We start from the raw sequence: 15692 nt of genomic DNA, 5'->3' as shown, positions 1-15692 counted from the left end.
CACACCATCACGCCCCTCGAATCCGGGATGCAGCCGGCTCGAACCCGGCGGGATGCACGTCCCGGGCCGGCGAGACCGCTGGATCGCCGCAGCGTCCCGAAGCGAATATTTGGAGTCCCGCCAGGATAAGTATCCATGGGATGGTCCGACTAGAGTTGGGTTCATCACAGCACGGGCCACCCGGTGACCGCCCTCACAAGCCGAACCGGCGCACCCGAGCGAATCCAAAAGCTGTTCCACAGCACAACGTTTCGGATCTCCGAGTCGTCACGACGCGAGCACCCGGGACCGAGAAGGAGAATACCGTGGCGAAGGCCGTTCGTTTCTACGAGACCGGTGGACCGGAGGTCCTGCGGTGGGAGAACGCCGAGGTCGGGGAACCCGGCCCGGGCGAGGTCCGGATCCGCCACGGTGCGGTCGGCCTCAACTTCGCCGACACCTACTTCCGGACCGGGCTCTACCCGGCCGCGTTGCCCGCCGGCATGGGCGTCGAGGCGGCGGGTGTGGTCGAGGCCGTCGGCACCGGCGTGTCGCACGTGCGGGAGGGTGACCGCGTCACCTACACCGGCAGCCCGCTGGGCGCCTACAGCACCGAGCGGGTGATGCCGGCCGAGCACCTGATCACGCTCCCGGGCGGGATCGCGTTCGAGACCGCGGCGTCGATGACCATGCGCGGGCTCACCAGTGCGTATCTACTGCGGCGCATCGTCGCGCTGGACGCCGGGGACACGGTGCTGCTGCACGCCGCCGCAGGCGGGGTCGGCTCCATCGTCACCCAATGGGCGAATCTGCTGGGCATCAACGTGATCGGCACCGTGTCCAGCGACGCGAAGGCCGAGATCGCCCGCGCCAACGGCTGTGCACACGTGATCGTCTACACCCGCGAGAACGTCCCCGCCCGGGTCCGCGAGATCACCGACGGGGTCGGAGTGCCGGTGGTGTTCGACAGCATCGGCGCCTCCACCTTCGCGACCTCGCTCGACTCGCTGGCCCGCCGCGGCCTGCTGGTGTGCTTCGGCACCGCGTCCGGACCGATCCCGCCGATCGACGCGATGTCGCTGGCGGTGAAGGGCTCGCTGTTCGTGACCCGTCCCGCGCTGGCGGACTACATCGCCGACCCGGCCGAGCGGGCCGAACTGGCCGGCGAGGTGTTCGGCCACGTCGCCGCCGGCCGTATCCGCATCGACATCAACCAGCGCTACGAGCTGGCCGACGCGGTGACCGCACACCGCGATCTCGAGGCCGGCGCCAGCATCGGCACCTCGGTCTTCACCCTCTGAACCCGGCGAATACCCGACACCGTCACCGAACCCCAATTCTTCTAGGAGACAACGCAATGTCTGTCACGATCGAGATGCCCCGGCGGACACGGACGGTGACCCCGTTCCGGATCGAGCCGTTGACCGCCACGATCGGTGCGGAGCTGTTCGACGTGGACCTGGGCGAGGTGTCGCGCGACGACGCCCTGTTCGCCGAGCTGCGTGCGCTGCTGCTGCGTCACAAGGTGCTGTTCCTGCGCGGGCAGGACTTCACCCGCGCCGAGCACGTCGCGCTGGCGGAACGGTTCGGCCCGCTCGAGGATCACCCGGTGGCCGGCAGCGACCCCGACCATCCCGGGCTGGTGCGGATCTACAAGGACCTCGACAGCGCGCCGGAGCACTACGAGAACGCCTACCACTGCGACGCCACGTGGCGGCAGAACCCTCCGATGGGTTCGGTGCTGCGCGCCGTGGAGATCCCACCGGTCGGCGGCGACACCGTCTGGGTGAACATGGCGCAGGCCTACACGCGGCTGCCGCAATCGGTGAAGGACCGGATCGACGGGCTGCGCGCCCGGCACAGCATCGAGGCCAGCTTCGGTGCGAACATGCCCCTCGAGGCCCGGCACGCGCTGCACGAGCGGTTCCCCGACGCCGAGCACCCGGTGGTGCGCACCCATCCGGAAACCGGGGAGAAGATCCTGTTCGTCAACGCCTTCGCCACCCATTTCGTCAACTACCACACCCCCGACAACGTCCGCTTCGGCATCGACTACGCCCCCGGCGCCGGGGATCTGCTGCGCTACCTGATCAGCCAGGCCGCGATCCCGGAATACCAGGTGCGGTGGCGCTGGACCCCCAACAGCGTCGCCATCTGGGACAACCGATCCACGCAACACTATGCGGTGCAGGACTATTGGCCCGCAGTACGCAAGATGGAACGCGCCGGCATCGTCGGCGACGCCACCTTCTGACCCCTCCCCCGTCCCGTTCACCCTCACCAACCCCACCACAACTCTGATCGGAGCACCACCATGCACTTCCACGACGACGCCCTGTTCCCGGAGAACCAGGAGAAGCTGGTCATCACCGTCGCCCCCTACGGCCCGGAGTGGGACATCGACGACTTCGCCGAGGACCTGCCACTGACCATGGACGAGCACGTGCAGAAGGCGGTGGACTGCTACGAGGCCGGCGCGACCGTGCTGCACATCCACGTGCGGGAACTCGACGGCAAGGGCTCCAAGCGGCTCTCGAAGTTCAACGAGCTGCTGGCACGGCTGCGCGAGGCGGTACCCGAGATGATCCTGCAGGTCGGCGGCTCGATCTCGTTCGCACCCGAAGGCGAGGGCGCGGACGCGAAGTGGCTCTCCGACGACACCCGCCACATGCTCGCCGAACTCGACCCCAAGCCCGACCAGGTCACCATCGCGATCAACACCAATCAGATGAACATCGTCGAGCTGATGACCGCCGACGACATCGCCGGCACCTCCTTCGAGCGCCCCGAGGTCTACGACGCCTACCGCGAGATGACCGTCCCGGCCGGGCCGGGCTGGGTCGAGGAGCACCTGCGCCGGCTGCAGGCCAACGGTATCCAGCCGCACTTCCAGCTCGCCAACATCGCCCAGCTCGAGACCGTGGAGCGGTTGATCCGTCGCGGCGTCTACACCGGCCCGCTGATGGTGACCTGGGTCGGCATCGGCGGCGGCTTCGACGGTCCCAACCCGTACAACATGATGGAGTTCATCCGCCGCACCCCCGACGGGGCGGTGCTCACCCTGGAAACCCTGATGCGCAGCGTGCTGCCGGTCAACACCATGGCCATCGCGATGGGCCTGCACGCCCGCTGCGGCACCGAGGACACCCTGTGGGGCCGCAAGGGCGAGAAGATGACTTCCGTGGCGCAGGTCGAACAGCTCGTCCGCATCGCGAACGAACTCGGTCGCGAGGTCGCCACCGGCAAGGAGGCCCGCGAGATCTACAAGCTCGACGAGCACTACACCAGCGCCGAGGAGACCCTCGCCAAGATCGGCTTCGCGCCCAACCGCCGCCCCGGCCAGCGCGGCTTCACCCAGCACGCCTGACGCAGCATCCGCGTGATTCGCGGGGCGTGACACCACGCCCCGTGCCGCGCCCCCGGGGCACGCGAAACCCTTTCTCCCACCGGCCGTCAGCACCACAAACTTCACCCCCAGCCACCGCGCTCCTCCCCACCCCACCCGAGGTTTAGGAAGATCATGTCCTCTCTCACCCCCACCGCGCCGGAGCGGACCGCGACCGTGTCGGCGCCGTCTCGCCGCAGCGGGCGATCCCGGTTCTACCCGTGGCTCGTGTTCGCACTCACCTTCGGGCTGCTGCTGTCGGACTACATGTCCCGGCAGGTCCTCAGTGCGGTGTTCCCGTTCCTGAAAGCCGAATGGTCGCTGTCGGATTCGCACCTCGCATCGCTGAACAGCGTGGTCGCGTTGATGGTCGGGTTGCTCACCCTGCCGCTGTCGATGCTCGCCGACCGGTGGGGCCGGGTGCGCAGCCTCGTCGTGATGGCCGCGTTGTGGAGCGTGGCGACCCTGCTGTGCGCGGTGGCGGGCTCCTACGAGCAGATGCTCGGCGCCCGGTTCCTGGTCGGGGTCGGTGAGGCCGCCTACGGCAGCGTCGGTATCGCGGTCGTGCTCAGCGTGTTCGCGCCGCGGCTGCGGGCCTCGCTCTCGGGTGCGTTCATGGCCGGCGGCTCGTTCGGGTCGGTGATCGGCGTCGCATTCGGCGGGGTCATCGCCGTGCAGCTGTCCTGGCGCTGGTCCTTCGCGTCGATGGCGATCTTCGGGCTGATCCTGGTCGCGCTGTTCTGGGCCCTGGTCAGCGAGCGCAAGCTCGCCCGCCACGCCATCGACGACGACACGAACACCACCCACACCGAGGCGCCGGGCCCGGTTGCACGTGCCCCGATCTCGAGCCTGTTCACCAACCCCGCGGTGCTGTGCGCCTACATCGGCGGCGGGCTGCAGATGTTCACCGCCGCCGCGCTGATGGCGTGGCTGCCCAGCTTCTTCGGCCGCTCCTACGGGCTGGCCGCGGACAAGGCCGCCGCGATGGCCGCGGTCTTCGTGCTGCTCATCGGCGCCGGCATGATCGTGTGCGGCATCGTCGCCGACCGGGCCGCCCGCATCGACCCGGCCCGCAAATGGACAGTCGCGATCGCGATCAGCCTCGCCGCCGGGGTACTGCTGATCGTCGGGTTCCGGCTGCCGGTCGGCACCGCCCAGCTGGTGCTGCTCGGACTGGGCGCGTTCTTCTCCGCCGGCTCCACCGGCGCGGTCACCGCGATGGTCGCCAACCTGACCCACCCCACCGTGCGGGCGTCGGCGTTCGGCACCACCACCCTGGCCAACAGCCTGCTCGGGCTGGCCGCGGGCCCGTTCGTCGTCGGTGTCCTCGCGGACAGGATCAGCCTCGCCAATGCTCTGCAACTTGCGCCGCTCGTCTACCTGGGCGCGGTCGCGGTGCTGCTGGCCGGCAAGCGCGTCTACCCCGCCGGCGTCCGCAAGCTCGCCACCCTGTCCGCCACCCCCGCGCAGCAGACCGGAGCCGACAAGTGAGCACCCTCGATACCACGACCGTGGTGATCGTGCCGGGCCTGCGCGGCCACGTCGCCGAGCACTGGCAGACCCTGCTCGCCGCGCGGCTGCCGAAGGTGACCACGGTCGAGCCGCTGCAGCGCGACAAGTTCGGTCTCGCCGCCCGCGTCGCCGCCCTCGACGAGGTCGTCGCCGGCACGACCGGCCCGGTGCTGCTGGTCGCGCACAGCGCCGGTGTGATGATCACCGTGGCGTGGGCCCAGCGCCACGACCACCCCGTCGTGGGCGCGTTGTTGGCCACCCCACCCGACCTCACCGTCGCGCTGCCCGCCGGCTACCCCACCCCCGAGCAGCTACGCGACAACGGCTGGTATCCCACCCCGCGCACACCGCTGCGGTTTCCCAGCATCGTCGCCGCCAGCAGCAACGACCCGCTCTGTGGGTTCGACCGGGCCGCCGCTCTCGCGCGGCACTGGGGCAGCAGACTCGTCGACGCCGGACCGGTCGGGCACCTCAACCCCGCCGCCGGCTACGGCCACTGGCCCGCCGCCGAGGACCTCGTCCGTGAACTTGCCGAGGCACCGCCGCCCCGACCGGTCCCCGTCCGGGCCTGAGCCCCGGACCGTGGCGGCGAACCCTGCGATACCGACATCGAGGTTCGCCGCCACACTCGACAGTCTCTCGTCGATCCTGCTGACACGGGTGAGGACCTCCGTGCGTCCGGATACCGTGGATCCGACACGGACAGGTCAGGAGAGCGCCGAATGATCACACGGACCAGGTTCTTCTCCGTTCACCACTCACGGTCGGCGCGATCGGGGCCTCCCCCGGACCCGCCGCCCCCGCCGGCGCCGTCCTCGGGCCTGTGGTGGCAGCTGGTCGCGGTCGCCGTCCTGCTCGGCGGCCTGGTGGTCGCCCTGGCCCTGCAGACCCCGACCTCGAGCACCCTGACCTACAGCGACTTCGTGGACCGGGTCGACGCGGGCACCGTGGAACAGGTGACGATCGACGACAAGGGATCGGTCTACGGAACACTTTCCGATGGAACCGAATTCGTCACCCAGCTACCCACCGCGCTGGACCTCGCCGGGCTCGACAACAAGCTGCAGGCGAAGCAGGTCCGGGTCAGCGCGGAACAGACCGACGACAGCCCGTGGGGGGCGATTCTGTTCAGCATGCTGCCCTTCGTGGTGTTCGCGGGACTGCTGCTGTGGCTCGGCCGCCGGGCGCAGCGCGCATTCAGCGGCGGCGCCGGCGGTATCGGGGGCATCGGAACGTTCGGCCGCTCGAAGGCCCGGGTGATCGAAGCGAACCGGCCGACCACCCGCTTCGCCGACGTCGCCGGATACGACGGCGTCAAGCAGGAGATCAGCGAGGTCGTCGACTTCCTGCGGGATCCGGAGAAGTACGCGGCCGCCGGCGCGAAGGGTCCCCGCGGCGTGCTGATGATCGGCCCGCCGGGCACCGGCAAGACGCTGCTGGCCCGCGCGGTGGCGGGTGAAGCAGAGGTGCGCTTCCTGTCCGTCACGGGCTCGGAGTTCGTGGAGATGTTCGTCGGCGTCGGCGCCTCCCGCGTGCGGGACCTGTTCGAGCAGGCCCGCAAGAGCCCCCCGTCGATCATCTTCATCGACGAGATCGACGCCATCGGCAGCAAACGCGGCGTCGGGACCTACGCCGGAAACGACGAGCGGGAGCAGACGCTCAACCAGTTGCTGGCCGAGATGGACGGCTTCGATCAGAGCGTCGGCATCGTGGTGCTGGCAGCGACGAACCGCCCGGAGGCGCTCGATCCGGCACTGCTGCGGCCGGGCCGGTTCGACCGCACGGTGGTCATCCCCCTGCCCACCCAGTCGGAACGGGCCGCGATCCTCTCGGTGCACCTACAGGGCAAACACCTCGGGCCCGACGTCGATCTGAGTGTGCTCGCGCGGGCCACCCCGGGGTTCTCGGGTGCGGATCTGGCGAACCTGGTCAACGAGGCCGCGATCAACGCCGTCCGCGACGACCGCACCGTCATCTGCGCCGACGACTTGTCGTCCGCGCGCGACCGCCTGCTGCTCGGCCGCCGCGAGAGCGCCAACGCCCTGCTCCCCGAGGAACGGACCTCGGTGGCGGTGCACGAATCGGGTCACGCGCTGCTCGCGGCCCTGTGCCCGCACGCCGACCCGGTGGCGAAGGTGACGATCCTGCCCGCGGGCATGGCGCTGGGATCGACCCAGCAGCTCCCCGAGGTCGAACGCCACCTCTACAGCGAGGGATATCTCAACGATCTGCTCACCGTGCGGGTGGGTGGGCGGGCCGCGGAGATCGTCGTGTTCGGGGAGGGCTCGACCGGCGCCGCCGACGATCTGAGCGGCGCGACCCGGATCGCCGTGCGCATGGTGCGGGAATTCGGGCTGTCCGAAGCGTTCGGCCCGGTGGGGTACGGCTCCGGCGATCCCAACTACCTCCATGCCGACACCAGCGACCGGAGCCTCGTGCGGCCCTACTCGGAACACACCCAGCAGCTCGTGGACCGCGAGGTCGCCCGGCTGCTGCGGGCCGCCGAGGAACGGGCGGTCGCGCTCCTGACGCAGCATCGGACGGCGCTGGACCGGCTGGCCGCGATCCTCGTCGAGGAGGAGACCGTCGACGGCGACGTCGTCCTCGATGTGCTTCGGGCGGAAGCGGACACGGCCCGGCCGCAGCGCCTCGGCAGCACCTGAGGAATGCGCCCGACATGATTCGCCGCGCCGCGGGGAACCCGGTCCCCATGGCACCTCTCCCCGACCCCACGACGGCACGGCACTACCGCATCCACGAGACTCCCGACGGTCACCGTTGGGTGATCTGCACCCACGACCCGTCGCTGGGCATCGATTTCGGCCCGGGACCGGAGGCCGAGTCCTGGGCGCGGGAAGCCTGGGCCGACCTGGAATCCCCGCCGCCGCAGAACCAGTACAACTGGCGGCCGGCGCCGCCGGGCCTCGCGGGCTCGCGGTTCGGCCCCGACAGGCGGATCCCCGGACCGAGAAGGTGACGACCGGCGGGCGCCTACCGTGGGGGGTGTGGACGCACGCGCTCTCGTCACCGCCGCCCGCGTCGCACGGCTCGCCACCGCCGGGCGCAACGGACGCCCGCACCTCGTCCCGATCGTGTTCGCGCTCGCCGGCGACGTCCTCTACACCTGCGTCGACGACAAACCGAAGACGACGCGCCGGCTGCGGCGCCTGCGCAACATCGAGGGCAACCCGCACGTCACCGTGCTCGTCGACCACTACGAGGAGGACTGGACGCACCTGTGGTGGGTCCGCCTCGACGGCACCGCCACCGTCCACGACCCGCGCTCCGCGGTCGGCACGGCCGGTCTCGATGCGCTCGCCGTCAAGTACGCGCAGTACCGGGCCGCCCGCCCGGCCGGGCCGGTGCTCCGGATCGCCGATCTGCGCTGGCGGTCGTGGTCCGCCTGACACGCACGGCCCGCGGCGCCGCGCGGGCCGTGCGATCGAGGATCAGTTGATCGGACGACGCCACGGCCCGGTGATGGCAAGGACCAGCCCGGGCGACTGGATGTTGACGAACAGGGTCTTGCCGTCGGCACTGAACGCCGGTCCGCAGAACTCGCTGTCGTTGAGTTCGTTGCGGGCGATGGCGAACGGCTGTCCCTCGGCGGTGACGCCGATGAGGTGGCTGATGCCGTCGCCGTCCTCGGCGAGGATCACGCCGCCGTACGGCGAGACGGTGATGTTGTCGGGACCGTCGTAGTTGCCGGTGTCGACGGACGGGTCGGGGTTGACCCCGAACAGCGTCTTCAGCGTGATCGTCTGCGAGGCCGGATCGTAGAACCACACCTGGCCGTCGTGCTCGGCGACGCTGCCGTCGCCGGTGCGGGCGTAGCTGGCGACGAAGTAGGCGCCGCCGTCGCCCCACCACTGGCCCTCGAGCTTGCGGCTGCGGGTGACCTCGTCGGCGGCGAACTGTGCGCGCACCGGCGTGGTGGCGGCGTCGCGGTCGGGGACGTCGACCCACTCCACCGCGTAGCGCACGCCCGGCTCGGTGGCCTGCGACAGGTCGGGCACGTGCGTGCCGCCGTCGAGGCACTTCATCGCCTGCAGGCTGCCCGCCGTGTCGCCGCCCGGCGACACGGCGAGTTCACGCAGGGCGCCCGGCCCGCCGCGGAAACCCTGCGGCGGCGTCCACCGGAAGAACAGGCCGTTGGGCTCGTCGGCGTCCTCGGTGAGGTAGATCGCGCTCGATGCCGGGTCCACGGCGACGGCCTCGTGCGCGTACCGGCCGAGGAACTTCAGCGGCACCGGGCTCTTGCCGCGGTTGGCTTCCTGGCTCGCGGGGTCGACCTCGAAGACGTATCCGTGGTCGAGCGTGAATCCCTTGGAGCCGGCGCGTGCCTCGGTTTCCTCGCACGTCAGCCACGTGCCCCACGGGGTGATTCCGCCGGCGCAGTTGTTCACGGTGCCGGCCAGGCTGACGTACTGGCCCGTGCGCTGCCCGTTCGGCCCCACCGTGACGGTGGTGGTGCCGCCTCGGGCGCCGGGGTCGTAGGTCAGGCCGTCGACGACGGGCACGCCGAACGGCTCGTCCTTGCCGATCTCGTGGTTGGTCACGATCGTGGAACCGTTGCGGTGCGCGAACACGCCGTTGGCGTCGGGATCGCTGGGGACGGGCGTGCCGTCGTCGAGGGTCGTCTCCCCGGAGCGCGACACCACGGTGTACGAAAAGCCCACGGGCAGGGCGAGAATGCGGTTGGGATCCGGGACGAGCGGGCCGTAGCCGATCGCCGTGCCGGGCACGGCGGACGCAAGTCCGGGGCGGACGATCGCCTCGACGCTGCCGGCGAGGGCCACGCCGAGGCCGGCCAGCGCGGTGCGTCCGAGGAACCCGCGGCGATTCAGTGGTGCCGTCGTCACTGTTTCGATACCTCCATCGATCCGGTCGAGTCCTTCGGACCGTAGGTACCGGAAAGCCCGGTTCGGTGGCCGGCGCGTGACCCGGAACTGAACCGGACGCGAACGTCGCGGAGGCGGTCAGGCGACGTCGGAGTCGACGGGCAGGCCGGCGAGTCGCCACTCGAGCACACCGTCGGCGGCGCGCCGGGCGGGCACGCCGTGGGTGCGCAGCAGCCGGACGGCGTCGTGGGCGAGCACGCAGTACCGACCGCGGCAGTAGGCGACGATCTCGCGGCCCGCCGGCAGGTCCGCGAGCCGCTCGGTCAGCTCGTCGAGTGGCACGTGCAGCGCGCCGGGCAGGTGCCCGGCGGCGTATTCGGCCTCGGGGCGCACGTCGAGCAGTACCACCTCGCCGGTCTCGAGGCGGTGCAGCAGTTCCTCGGTGCCGACGGCCGTGGTGTCGTCCGGGCCGAGATACGCGCGACGGGCGAGCTCGGTGTGCGGGCGGTGCCGCTGGGCGACGCGGCGCAGGGTGTCCCACAGGACGGCCACGTCGTCCCCGGCGAGCGAGTAGAAGATCCGCTTGCCGTCGCGGCGGGACTGCACCAGCCCGGCCGCGCGCAGCGTCTGCAGGTGCGCCGAGCAGGTGCTCACCCCGAGCCCGGCGGCGGCGGCGAGCTCGTCCACGCTGCGCGGGCCCTGCGCGAGCAGGTCGAGCAGTTCCAGGCGCGCGGGGTTGCCGAGCACCTTGCCGACGGCGGCGAACTCCCCGAAGAGGGCGTCCTTGGCGGCTCGGTCAGCCATGGGCGGGGTCCTCCTGTGCGACGCGGGCAGGTCGGGGGTGGGTCTCGTACATGCGCACCGCGACGATCAGCCCGGACAGGGCGGTCAGCGCGGCCACGACCCACACGGCGGCGTGGACGCCGAACGCGTCGGCGACGATACCGGCCAGCAGGGCGCCGGCGGCGAATCCGCCGTCGCGCCAGAGCCGGTACACGCCCACGGACCGTGCCCGCCAGGCGGGGTGGGCGACGTCGCCGATCGAGGCGAGCAGGGTCGGGTAGACCAGCGCGGTGCCGGCGCCGAGCGCCACCGCGGCGATCGCCCACGGCAGGAACGCATCCGAGACGGCGATCACGGCCAGGGCGAGGGCCTGCAGCCACATGCCGGCGACGATCATCCACTTGCGGCCCCACCGGTCCGACAGCGCGCCGGTGACCAGCTGGCCCACTCCCCACACGGCCGGGTACAGCGCGGCGAGGACGCCGATCCGGCCGACCGAGAGGCCGGCCGCGGCGAACAGGATCGGGAACAGGCCCCAGGCGAGGCCGTCGTTGAGGTTGTTGACCAGGCCGGCCTGGCTGGCGGACGACAGTGCCGGTTCCTTGAAGCTGGTCTGGACGAACACCTGCCGGTCGGTGAGCTTGTCGTGCAGGTGGTCGTGGCGTCCGTCGGCGCGGGCCACGTGGCCGACGGCTTCGAGGCGCGCGTGTTCGCGGGTCTCCTTCACTGCGAGGGTGGACAGTCCCAGGCCGAGCGCCGCGAAGGCGATGCCGAGCAGGAACGGCGCCGGCCGCAGACCGTAGGCCTCGGCCAGGTAGCCGGTGGCGAGCGCGGTCGCGGCGACGGCGGCATACCCCGCGGCCTCGTTCAGTCCCATCGCGAGCCCCCGGCGGGCCGGGCCGACGAGGTCGATCTTCATCACCACCGTGGTGGACCAGGTCAGTCCCTGGCTGATGCCGAGCAGCACGTTGGCGAAGATCACCCAGCCCCACGACGGAGCCCAGATGAGCAGCAGCGGCACCGGGACTGCGACCAGCCAGCCGGCCACGAGCACCGGTTTGCGCCCGTACCGGTCGGAGAAGGTGCCCGCGAAATAGTTGGTGATCGCCTTCGACAGGCCGAAGACGAGGATGAACGACAGGCCGGCGGTGTAGGCGCGGATGCCGAATTCCTCCTCGGCGAGCAGCGGCAGCACGGTGCGTTCCTGGCCGAGCATGCCGCCGACGAGGGCGTTGACCACCACCAGCAGCGTGAACTGGGCGGCGTTGCGGCGCAGGCCGAGTCCGATCCGTTCGCCGGACGGGGTGGTGGGGCGCGTGGGGCTGTTCATGAGCCGCCCTCCGGGGACGTGTGGGATCAGGGTCGCCGCGCGCCGCGCCTTCCCGGCGGGAGACGCGGCCGACTTCACTACGACATTCTATGGAATTATGGAATGAACCGCCACCGACGGCGGAGCGGGTGTGCCCTCGCGGCGATCAGTGCAGGTTCTCGGCGTGCCGGACCGCCGTCTCCAGATGTTTGTCGACGCTGCGCAGATCCAGGCGCGCGTCGGCGAGGAGGTCGAGGATCTCGAGGAGCGCGGCCTCGGCGGAGTCTCCGTGGGAATGGCGATCGATCCGCCCGAACTCTTCGCTCAGTTCCTTGATACGTCGATCGAACACGTGCAGATCGGCCCGCAACCGCGAGGCGTGCCGGGCCAGCTCGGGGGTGCTCATTGCGGGACCGTCCTTCGATTCGACGTGCGGGGTGTGAAGTCATCGTGGCCGACGGGGTGCTCCGGCGCCACGCCCGGCACCCGGCCGGTCCGCTCGGCGGATACGCCGCAACCGGCCTTCTCGTCCGGCCGCACAGGTGGAAGAATCACCGGAGAGCTCCCGCACCGGACTCGACGCCCGAAGCGAAGGGTCCGGGGATGTGCCGCGGGGAGGCGGTGACGCGATGGATCCTGTTCGGCTGAACAGCGGTGTGCACCGGTGGTCCACCGAGCATCTCGTGCGGCTCGTGGACCAGAGCACGACGCACGATGCCGCCGTGGGGTGCGGGCCTGTCGAGGCGGCCCGGATCGAATTGGCCCGCAGACGCGCCGGTGGAACGTTCGATTGGATGTGCCTGGTCGAGGATCCCGCCGATCCGGACCACCGCACGGAGAGCTTGATCCTGTCCCTGCCCACGGGAGTGACCGAGGAGCAGGTGCGGTCGGAGGCACTGGCGCGTGCGCGCGCACGGTACGGTCCGCGGGTGGTCGTCCGCCACGTCCGCGCGTACGACTGACGAGGTGCCAGCGGACGATCACGGTCCGGTGTCTCCGCTGAATCCCACCTCGGACAGCGACGTCCGGAAGCGGCCGGGTCCGACCGCCGCGAGTTCCGTGATCCAGACGAGCACCTCCGACATCGGTGCCGCCGTTGCCGCCACCGGTATGCGGGTCACGCCGGAGACGAGGACAGCGCCGCCGATCGTCTGCGCCGCGGGGTGCGGGCCGCCACCGCGGGGCGCGGTTCGGATCTCGACACGCGAACCGGCACTGAGGCTGTCGATCCGGACCTCGCCGAGCCGGACCGGCCGCGGGAAGGCGATCGTCAGGCCCACGCCGCTCCGGCCGGCCGGGACCGGCCGGGGATACAGGTCGGTGCTCCAGGCCGTGTTCGGGTTGGCGTCCGCCGCAAGGTCCGCCGTCACCGCATTGTCGGTAGTCCCGTCCCGCGACTGGGCGCGCACGGACAGCGGAACGAGGGGGGCGCTGATCGGCGCCGCCCCGGCACCGATCGTCGGCGCCACGACGGCGACTGCGGGCAGCGTCGGTGCCGTCACCACGGAATCGCCACCCGGGCCACTCAGGGCGGTGCCGGCGACCCAGCCGACCGCGGCGAGGCACGCCACCAGAACCATTGCAGCCGAGGCAGGCACGACCGCGATGCGCCGGGGAGGGGTCGCGGGCGGCCGATGCGCCGGGAACCGTTCCGGTGCCGGCGAAGGGGTTTGGCGGCGTACGGCTTCGGCCGTGCGTTCCGCGCCCCGGAACCGCACGTCGCCACGCGGGAGCATCCGATCCAGCCGGTCGACGAAATCGGTTGCGGTACAAACATGTCCGCCCAAAGCCTCGTCGGCGAGCTGCCGCATCGGCTCTGCGCCGGGGCGCGCCTCGCCGGCGCCGAGCAGGCAGCGCAGCACCGCGCCGAGCCCGGCGACGTCGGTCGTCTCGTCCGCACCGGACAGGATCGCGGGGAAGGCGAGGACGGCGGTACCGCACTCGCCGACCCGGACGCGGACCGGATCGTCCAGGCACAGGACCGTGGACTGCCGGTGCGCGGCGCGCACCGTCTCGGCCAGGCGAAGCGTCATCCGTGCGGCCGCGGCCGGGTCCGGACGGTCGGCGGCGACGTCGCGCAGCGACCGGCCCCGCGTCCACTCTGCCACCACCACGCAGTGGTCGGTGTCGCCGACGACGTCGAAGACCCGGGCCGCGGCCCCTGCCCGCTCGAAGGCCGCCGAGGCGGTCCGCACGCACAGCCCCGGGAAGAAGCCGGCATCCGGGGCGGGGCGAGGCACGAGGGTCAGCGCGACGGTCCGGTTCATGGCCGTGTCGCGCCCCCGCCAGCACTGCAGGCCGCCCACTATGCCGTGCCGTTCCACCAGCCGGTAGCGGCCGCCGCCGACGTGCGCTCCGGCCTCCGGGAGCACCCGTCGAAGCCTCCCGTCCGGAGCCGAGCCGTCGTTCCCGGTCATCGACGTCGCCTCCCCCTGAGCCGGATCCTCGCGCCTCATTGTCCGCCGGAGCGCAGGCGGCCGGGCCCGGATCCGCACTCCGAAAATCCACCTGCGTGATTGACGCGGGCCATTTCGGGTTACCCCCGGGTAGCGGACAACCCCGCACAGACAGTCCCTACCACCGAGGAGCAGGACGTCATGGACGAAGAGGGCACGTCCGCGGAAGCCCGCGAGGGCTTGCTGGATTCCATCAAGGGCAAGGCGAAGGAAGTCGCGGGCGCGGTGACCGGCAACGACTCGCTCACCGCCGAGGGCCAGCTCCAGCAGGCCGAGGCCCACGCACGCAAGGAGGCGAACACCGCCGAAGCCGTCGCGCGGGCGGAGACCGAGGAGGCTGCGGACGAACTCGGGTCGATCCACGAGCGGGGCGCGCAGGAACGAGCGACGGTCCGGCAGGAGGCCGCGGCCGCGGAGCAGGACGTGCGCCGCCGGCAGCAGAGCGAGCATCTGGTCGCCGAGCAGCAGGCGCAGCACCGGGCCGCGGCCGGGCGGCTCGAAGCCGAACGCGACGCCCGCGTCGAGACGGCGCGCGCGCAGTCCGCCGAGCGCGCCCGGGTGGCCGAGGCCACCGCCGACGCGATCGATGCCACCGAGGAACACCAGGAGGCGATGGACGAGGCCGCCGAGGCGCGCGCCGAGGCCGCGCGGGCCCGGCAGAAGGCCGAGAGCCTCGGCGACGACGCCGAAACGCCCTGACCTCTCATACCCGACGAAGCGGAGACGACATGAACATCACCACCGTGCCCCTGGCCGTGTTGCGCCTTCAGTACCAGATCTTCCGATTCCCGCTGCAGATGATCGAGCAGCAGGTGTTCTCGCGGTTCCCGCCCGACGCACCCCCACGACTGATGTACGAGCGGGGCCTCGGCCTGCTCGACGGGACCGTGGGAACCGTGCTCGGCGCCCGCGACGTGCAGCAGCGCGGCGCCGCGATGACCGAGCGCACCGACGCGTTCGCCCGGGCGAGCGCCCTCGAGGAGGAGGCCGCCCGCAAGGAGCAGGAGGCCGACGCCGCGCTGCGCGCCGAGCGCGAGCAGGCGCGGGCGCAGCAGTCGGAGGCCCACGAGGCGAGGCAGCGTGAGGTGGCGCAGGCCCGGGCCCGTGAGGAGGAGCGCAAGCGCACCGCCGCACGGGAGGCCGAGCAACGCGCCGAGGCGGCGAAACGGCAGGCCGACGCCGAGGCGGCACAGCGCACGCAGGCGGTCGAATCGGCCCGGCGGAAGGAACAGGAGCAGATCAGGGCCGCCGAGCAGGCCGCCGCCGCCCCGGCCGAGGCGCAGCTGAAGGACGCCGCCGACAAACAGGGCGAGGCAGCCGACAAGCGTGCCCGCGCCGAGCGGTTGGAGGATCTGTCCGAGGCGGAGAAGGTCGGGCGTCGTGCCGAGCGCAACGGCGAGGCCGCAGGCGGACCGGCCTGACGAGGC

The 15692-nt window shown here is 71.5% G+C and carries 16 protein-coding genes; 11 read left to right on the top strand and 5 right to left on the bottom strand.

What is annotated here, in order from left to right; translation table 11 throughout:
- The first annotated feature begins 305 nt into the window (after positions 1 to 305).
- The 8 genes from JYA75_RS09735 (at position 306) to JYA75_RS09700 (ending at position 8283) form a co-directional block, all read left to right on the top strand.
- Positions 306 to 1280 (top strand): quinone oxidoreductase, encoded by a 975-nt coding sequence (locus tag JYA75_RS09735; protein ID WP_006937059.1) that lies wholly within the window; start codon positions 306 to 308, stop codon positions 1278 to 1280.
- 56 nt (positions 1281 to 1336) lie between these two features.
- Entirely contained in the window at positions 1337 to 2233 is an 897-nt protein-coding gene (locus tag JYA75_RS09730) for a TauD/TfdA family dioxygenase (protein ID WP_203329930.1), read from the top strand.
- Between the two features lie 60 nt (positions 2234 to 2293).
- Entirely contained in the window at positions 2294 to 3346 is a 1053-nt protein-coding gene (locus tag JYA75_RS09725) for a 3-keto-5-aminohexanoate cleavage protein (RefSeq protein WP_006937062.1), read from the top strand.
- A gap of 153 nt (positions 3347 to 3499) precedes the next feature.
- A complete protein-coding gene (locus JYA75_RS09720; RefSeq protein ID WP_006937064.1) occupies positions 3500 to 4855 on the top strand; it encodes an MFS transporter in 1356 nt (451 codons plus the stop codon).
- Positions 4852 to 5448, top strand: coding sequence for an alpha/beta fold hydrolase (locus JYA75_RS09715; RefSeq protein WP_006937065.1), 597 nt, complete (start codon positions 4852 to 4854; stop codon positions 5446 to 5448). The genes JYA75_RS09720 and JYA75_RS09715 overlap by 4 nt, the downstream gene beginning before the upstream one ends.
- A gap of 150 nt (positions 5449 to 5598) precedes the next feature.
- Positions 5599 to 7539: an ATP-dependent zinc metalloprotease FtsH gene (gene ftsH / locus JYA75_RS09710; protein ID WP_232334155.1), complete on the top strand. Its 1941-nt coding sequence runs from the start codon at positions 5599 to 5601 to the stop codon at positions 7537 to 7539.
- A gap of 47 nt (positions 7540 to 7586) precedes the next feature.
- Positions 7587 to 7853: a hypothetical protein gene (locus JYA75_RS09705; protein WP_029545826.1), complete on the top strand. Its 267-nt coding sequence runs from the start codon at positions 7587 to 7589 to the stop codon at positions 7851 to 7853.
- A 28-nt stretch (positions 7854 to 7881) separates the two neighbouring features.
- Positions 7882 to 8283: a TIGR03668 family PPOX class F420-dependent oxidoreductase gene (locus JYA75_RS09700; protein WP_065922122.1), complete on the top strand. Its 402-nt coding sequence runs from the start codon at positions 7882 to 7884 to the stop codon at positions 8281 to 8283.
- A gap of 42 nt (positions 8284 to 8325) precedes the next feature.
- On the opposite strand, the gene JYA75_RS09695 is transcribed toward JYA75_RS09700, so the two are convergent.
- From JYA75_RS09695 to JYA75_RS09680, 4 genes are all read right to left on the bottom strand, one after another.
- On the bottom strand, positions 8326 to 9738 hold the full coding sequence (locus JYA75_RS09695; protein WP_065922121.1) for an alkaline phosphatase PhoX: 1413 nt from the start codon (positions 9736 to 9738) through the stop codon (positions 8326 to 8328).
- Positions 9739 to 9855: 117 nt separating this feature from the next.
- Positions 9856 to 10521, bottom strand: coding sequence for a metalloregulator ArsR/SmtB family transcription factor (locus JYA75_RS09690; RefSeq protein ID WP_006939758.1), 666 nt, complete (start codon positions 10519 to 10521; stop codon positions 9856 to 9858).
- Positions 10514 to 11830 carry an MFS transporter gene (locus JYA75_RS09685; protein WP_006939757.1) on the bottom strand — a complete coding sequence of 439 codons (1317 nt, stop codon included), beginning with the start codon at positions 11828 to 11830 and terminating at the stop codon, positions 10514 to 10516. The genes JYA75_RS09690 and JYA75_RS09685 overlap by 8 nt, the downstream gene beginning before the upstream one ends.
- 145 nt (positions 11831 to 11975) lie before the next feature.
- On the bottom strand, positions 11976 to 12215 hold the full coding sequence (locus JYA75_RS09680; RefSeq protein WP_006939756.1) for a hypothetical protein: 240 nt from the start codon (positions 12213 to 12215) through the stop codon (positions 11976 to 11978).
- Positions 12216 to 12438: 223 nt separating this feature from the next.
- Between JYA75_RS09680 and JYA75_RS09675 the strand changes: the two genes are divergently transcribed.
- Positions 12439 to 12771 (top strand): hypothetical protein, encoded by a 333-nt coding sequence (locus JYA75_RS09675; protein WP_029545834.1) that lies wholly within the window; start codon positions 12439 to 12441, stop codon positions 12769 to 12771.
- 18 nt (positions 12772 to 12789) lie between these two features.
- Here JYA75_RS09675 and JYA75_RS09670 read toward each other — a convergent pair whose 3' ends face one another.
- Positions 12790 to 14226, bottom strand: coding sequence for a hypothetical protein (locus JYA75_RS09670; protein ID WP_203329929.1), 1437 nt, complete (start codon positions 14224 to 14226; stop codon positions 12790 to 12792).
- Between the two features lie 180 nt (positions 14227 to 14406).
- Here JYA75_RS09670 and JYA75_RS09665 point away from each other — a divergent pair, with 180 nt between their 5' ends.
- Positions 14407 to 14964, top strand: coding sequence for a CsbD family protein (locus JYA75_RS09665; protein ID WP_203329928.1), 558 nt, complete (start codon positions 14407 to 14409; stop codon positions 14962 to 14964).
- Positions 14965 to 14993: 29 nt separating this feature from the next.
- Positions 14994 to 15686, top strand: a complete 693-nt coding sequence (locus tag JYA75_RS09660) for an IF2 family translation initiation factor (protein WP_050035839.1) — start codon at positions 14994 to 14996, stop codon at positions 15684 to 15686.
- Positions 15687 to 15692: the final 6 nt, after the last annotated feature.

The organism is Rhodococcus sp. PSBB066 (genome assembly GCF_017068255.1).
GTDB classification, from domain to species: Bacteria; Actinomycetota; Actinomycetes; order Mycobacteriales; family Mycobacteriaceae; genus Rhodococcus; species Rhodococcus aetherivorans.
Note: the sequence above shows the minus strand (reverse complement) of the source record. Positions and strands in the feature narration are given on the sequence as shown.

Bases quoted from the DNA above. Each gene is read 5' to 3' on its own strand.
- JYA75_RS09685 (WP_006939757.1), bottom strand. From the start codon at position 11,830: ATGAACAGCCCCACGCGCCCCACCACCCCGTCCGGCGAACGGATCGGA.
- JYA75_RS09660 (WP_050035839.1), top strand. From the start codon at position 14,994: ATGAACATCACCACCGTGCCCCTGGCCGTGTTGCGCCTTCAGTACCAG.
- JYA75_RS09670 (WP_203329929.1), bottom strand. From the start codon at position 14,226: ATGACCGGGAACGACGGCTCGGCTCCGGACGGGAGGCTTCGACGGGTG.
- JYA75_RS09725 (WP_006937062.1), top strand. From the start codon at position 2,294: ATGCACTTCCACGACGACGCCCTGTTCCCGGAGAACCAGGAGAAGCTG.
- JYA75_RS09680 (WP_006939756.1), bottom strand. From the start codon at position 12,215: ATGAGCACCCCCGAGCTGGCCCGGCACGCCTCGCGGTTGCGGGCCGAT.
- JYA75_RS09690 (WP_006939758.1), bottom strand. From the start codon at position 10,521: ATGGCTGACCGAGCCGCCAAGGACGCCCTCTTCGGGGAGTTCGCCGCC.
- JYA75_RS09675 (WP_029545834.1), top strand. From the start codon at position 12,439: ATGGATCCTGTTCGGCTGAACAGCGGTGTGCACCGGTGGTCCACCGAG.
- ftsH (WP_232334155.1), top strand. From the start codon at position 5,599: ATGATCACACGGACCAGGTTCTTCTCCGTTCACCACTCACGGTCGGCG.
- JYA75_RS09705 (WP_029545826.1), top strand. From the start codon at position 7,587: ATGGCACCTCTCCCCGACCCCACGACGGCACGGCACTACCGCATCCAC.
- JYA75_RS09665 (WP_203329928.1), top strand. From the start codon at position 14,407: ATGGACGAAGAGGGCACGTCCGCGGAAGCCCGCGAGGGCTTGCTGGAT.
- JYA75_RS09720 (WP_006937064.1), top strand. From the start codon at position 3,500: ATGTCCTCTCTCACCCCCACCGCGCCGGAGCGGACCGCGACCGTGTCG.
- JYA75_RS09730 (WP_203329930.1), top strand. From the start codon at position 1,337: ATGTCTGTCACGATCGAGATGCCCCGGCGGACACGGACGGTGACCCCG.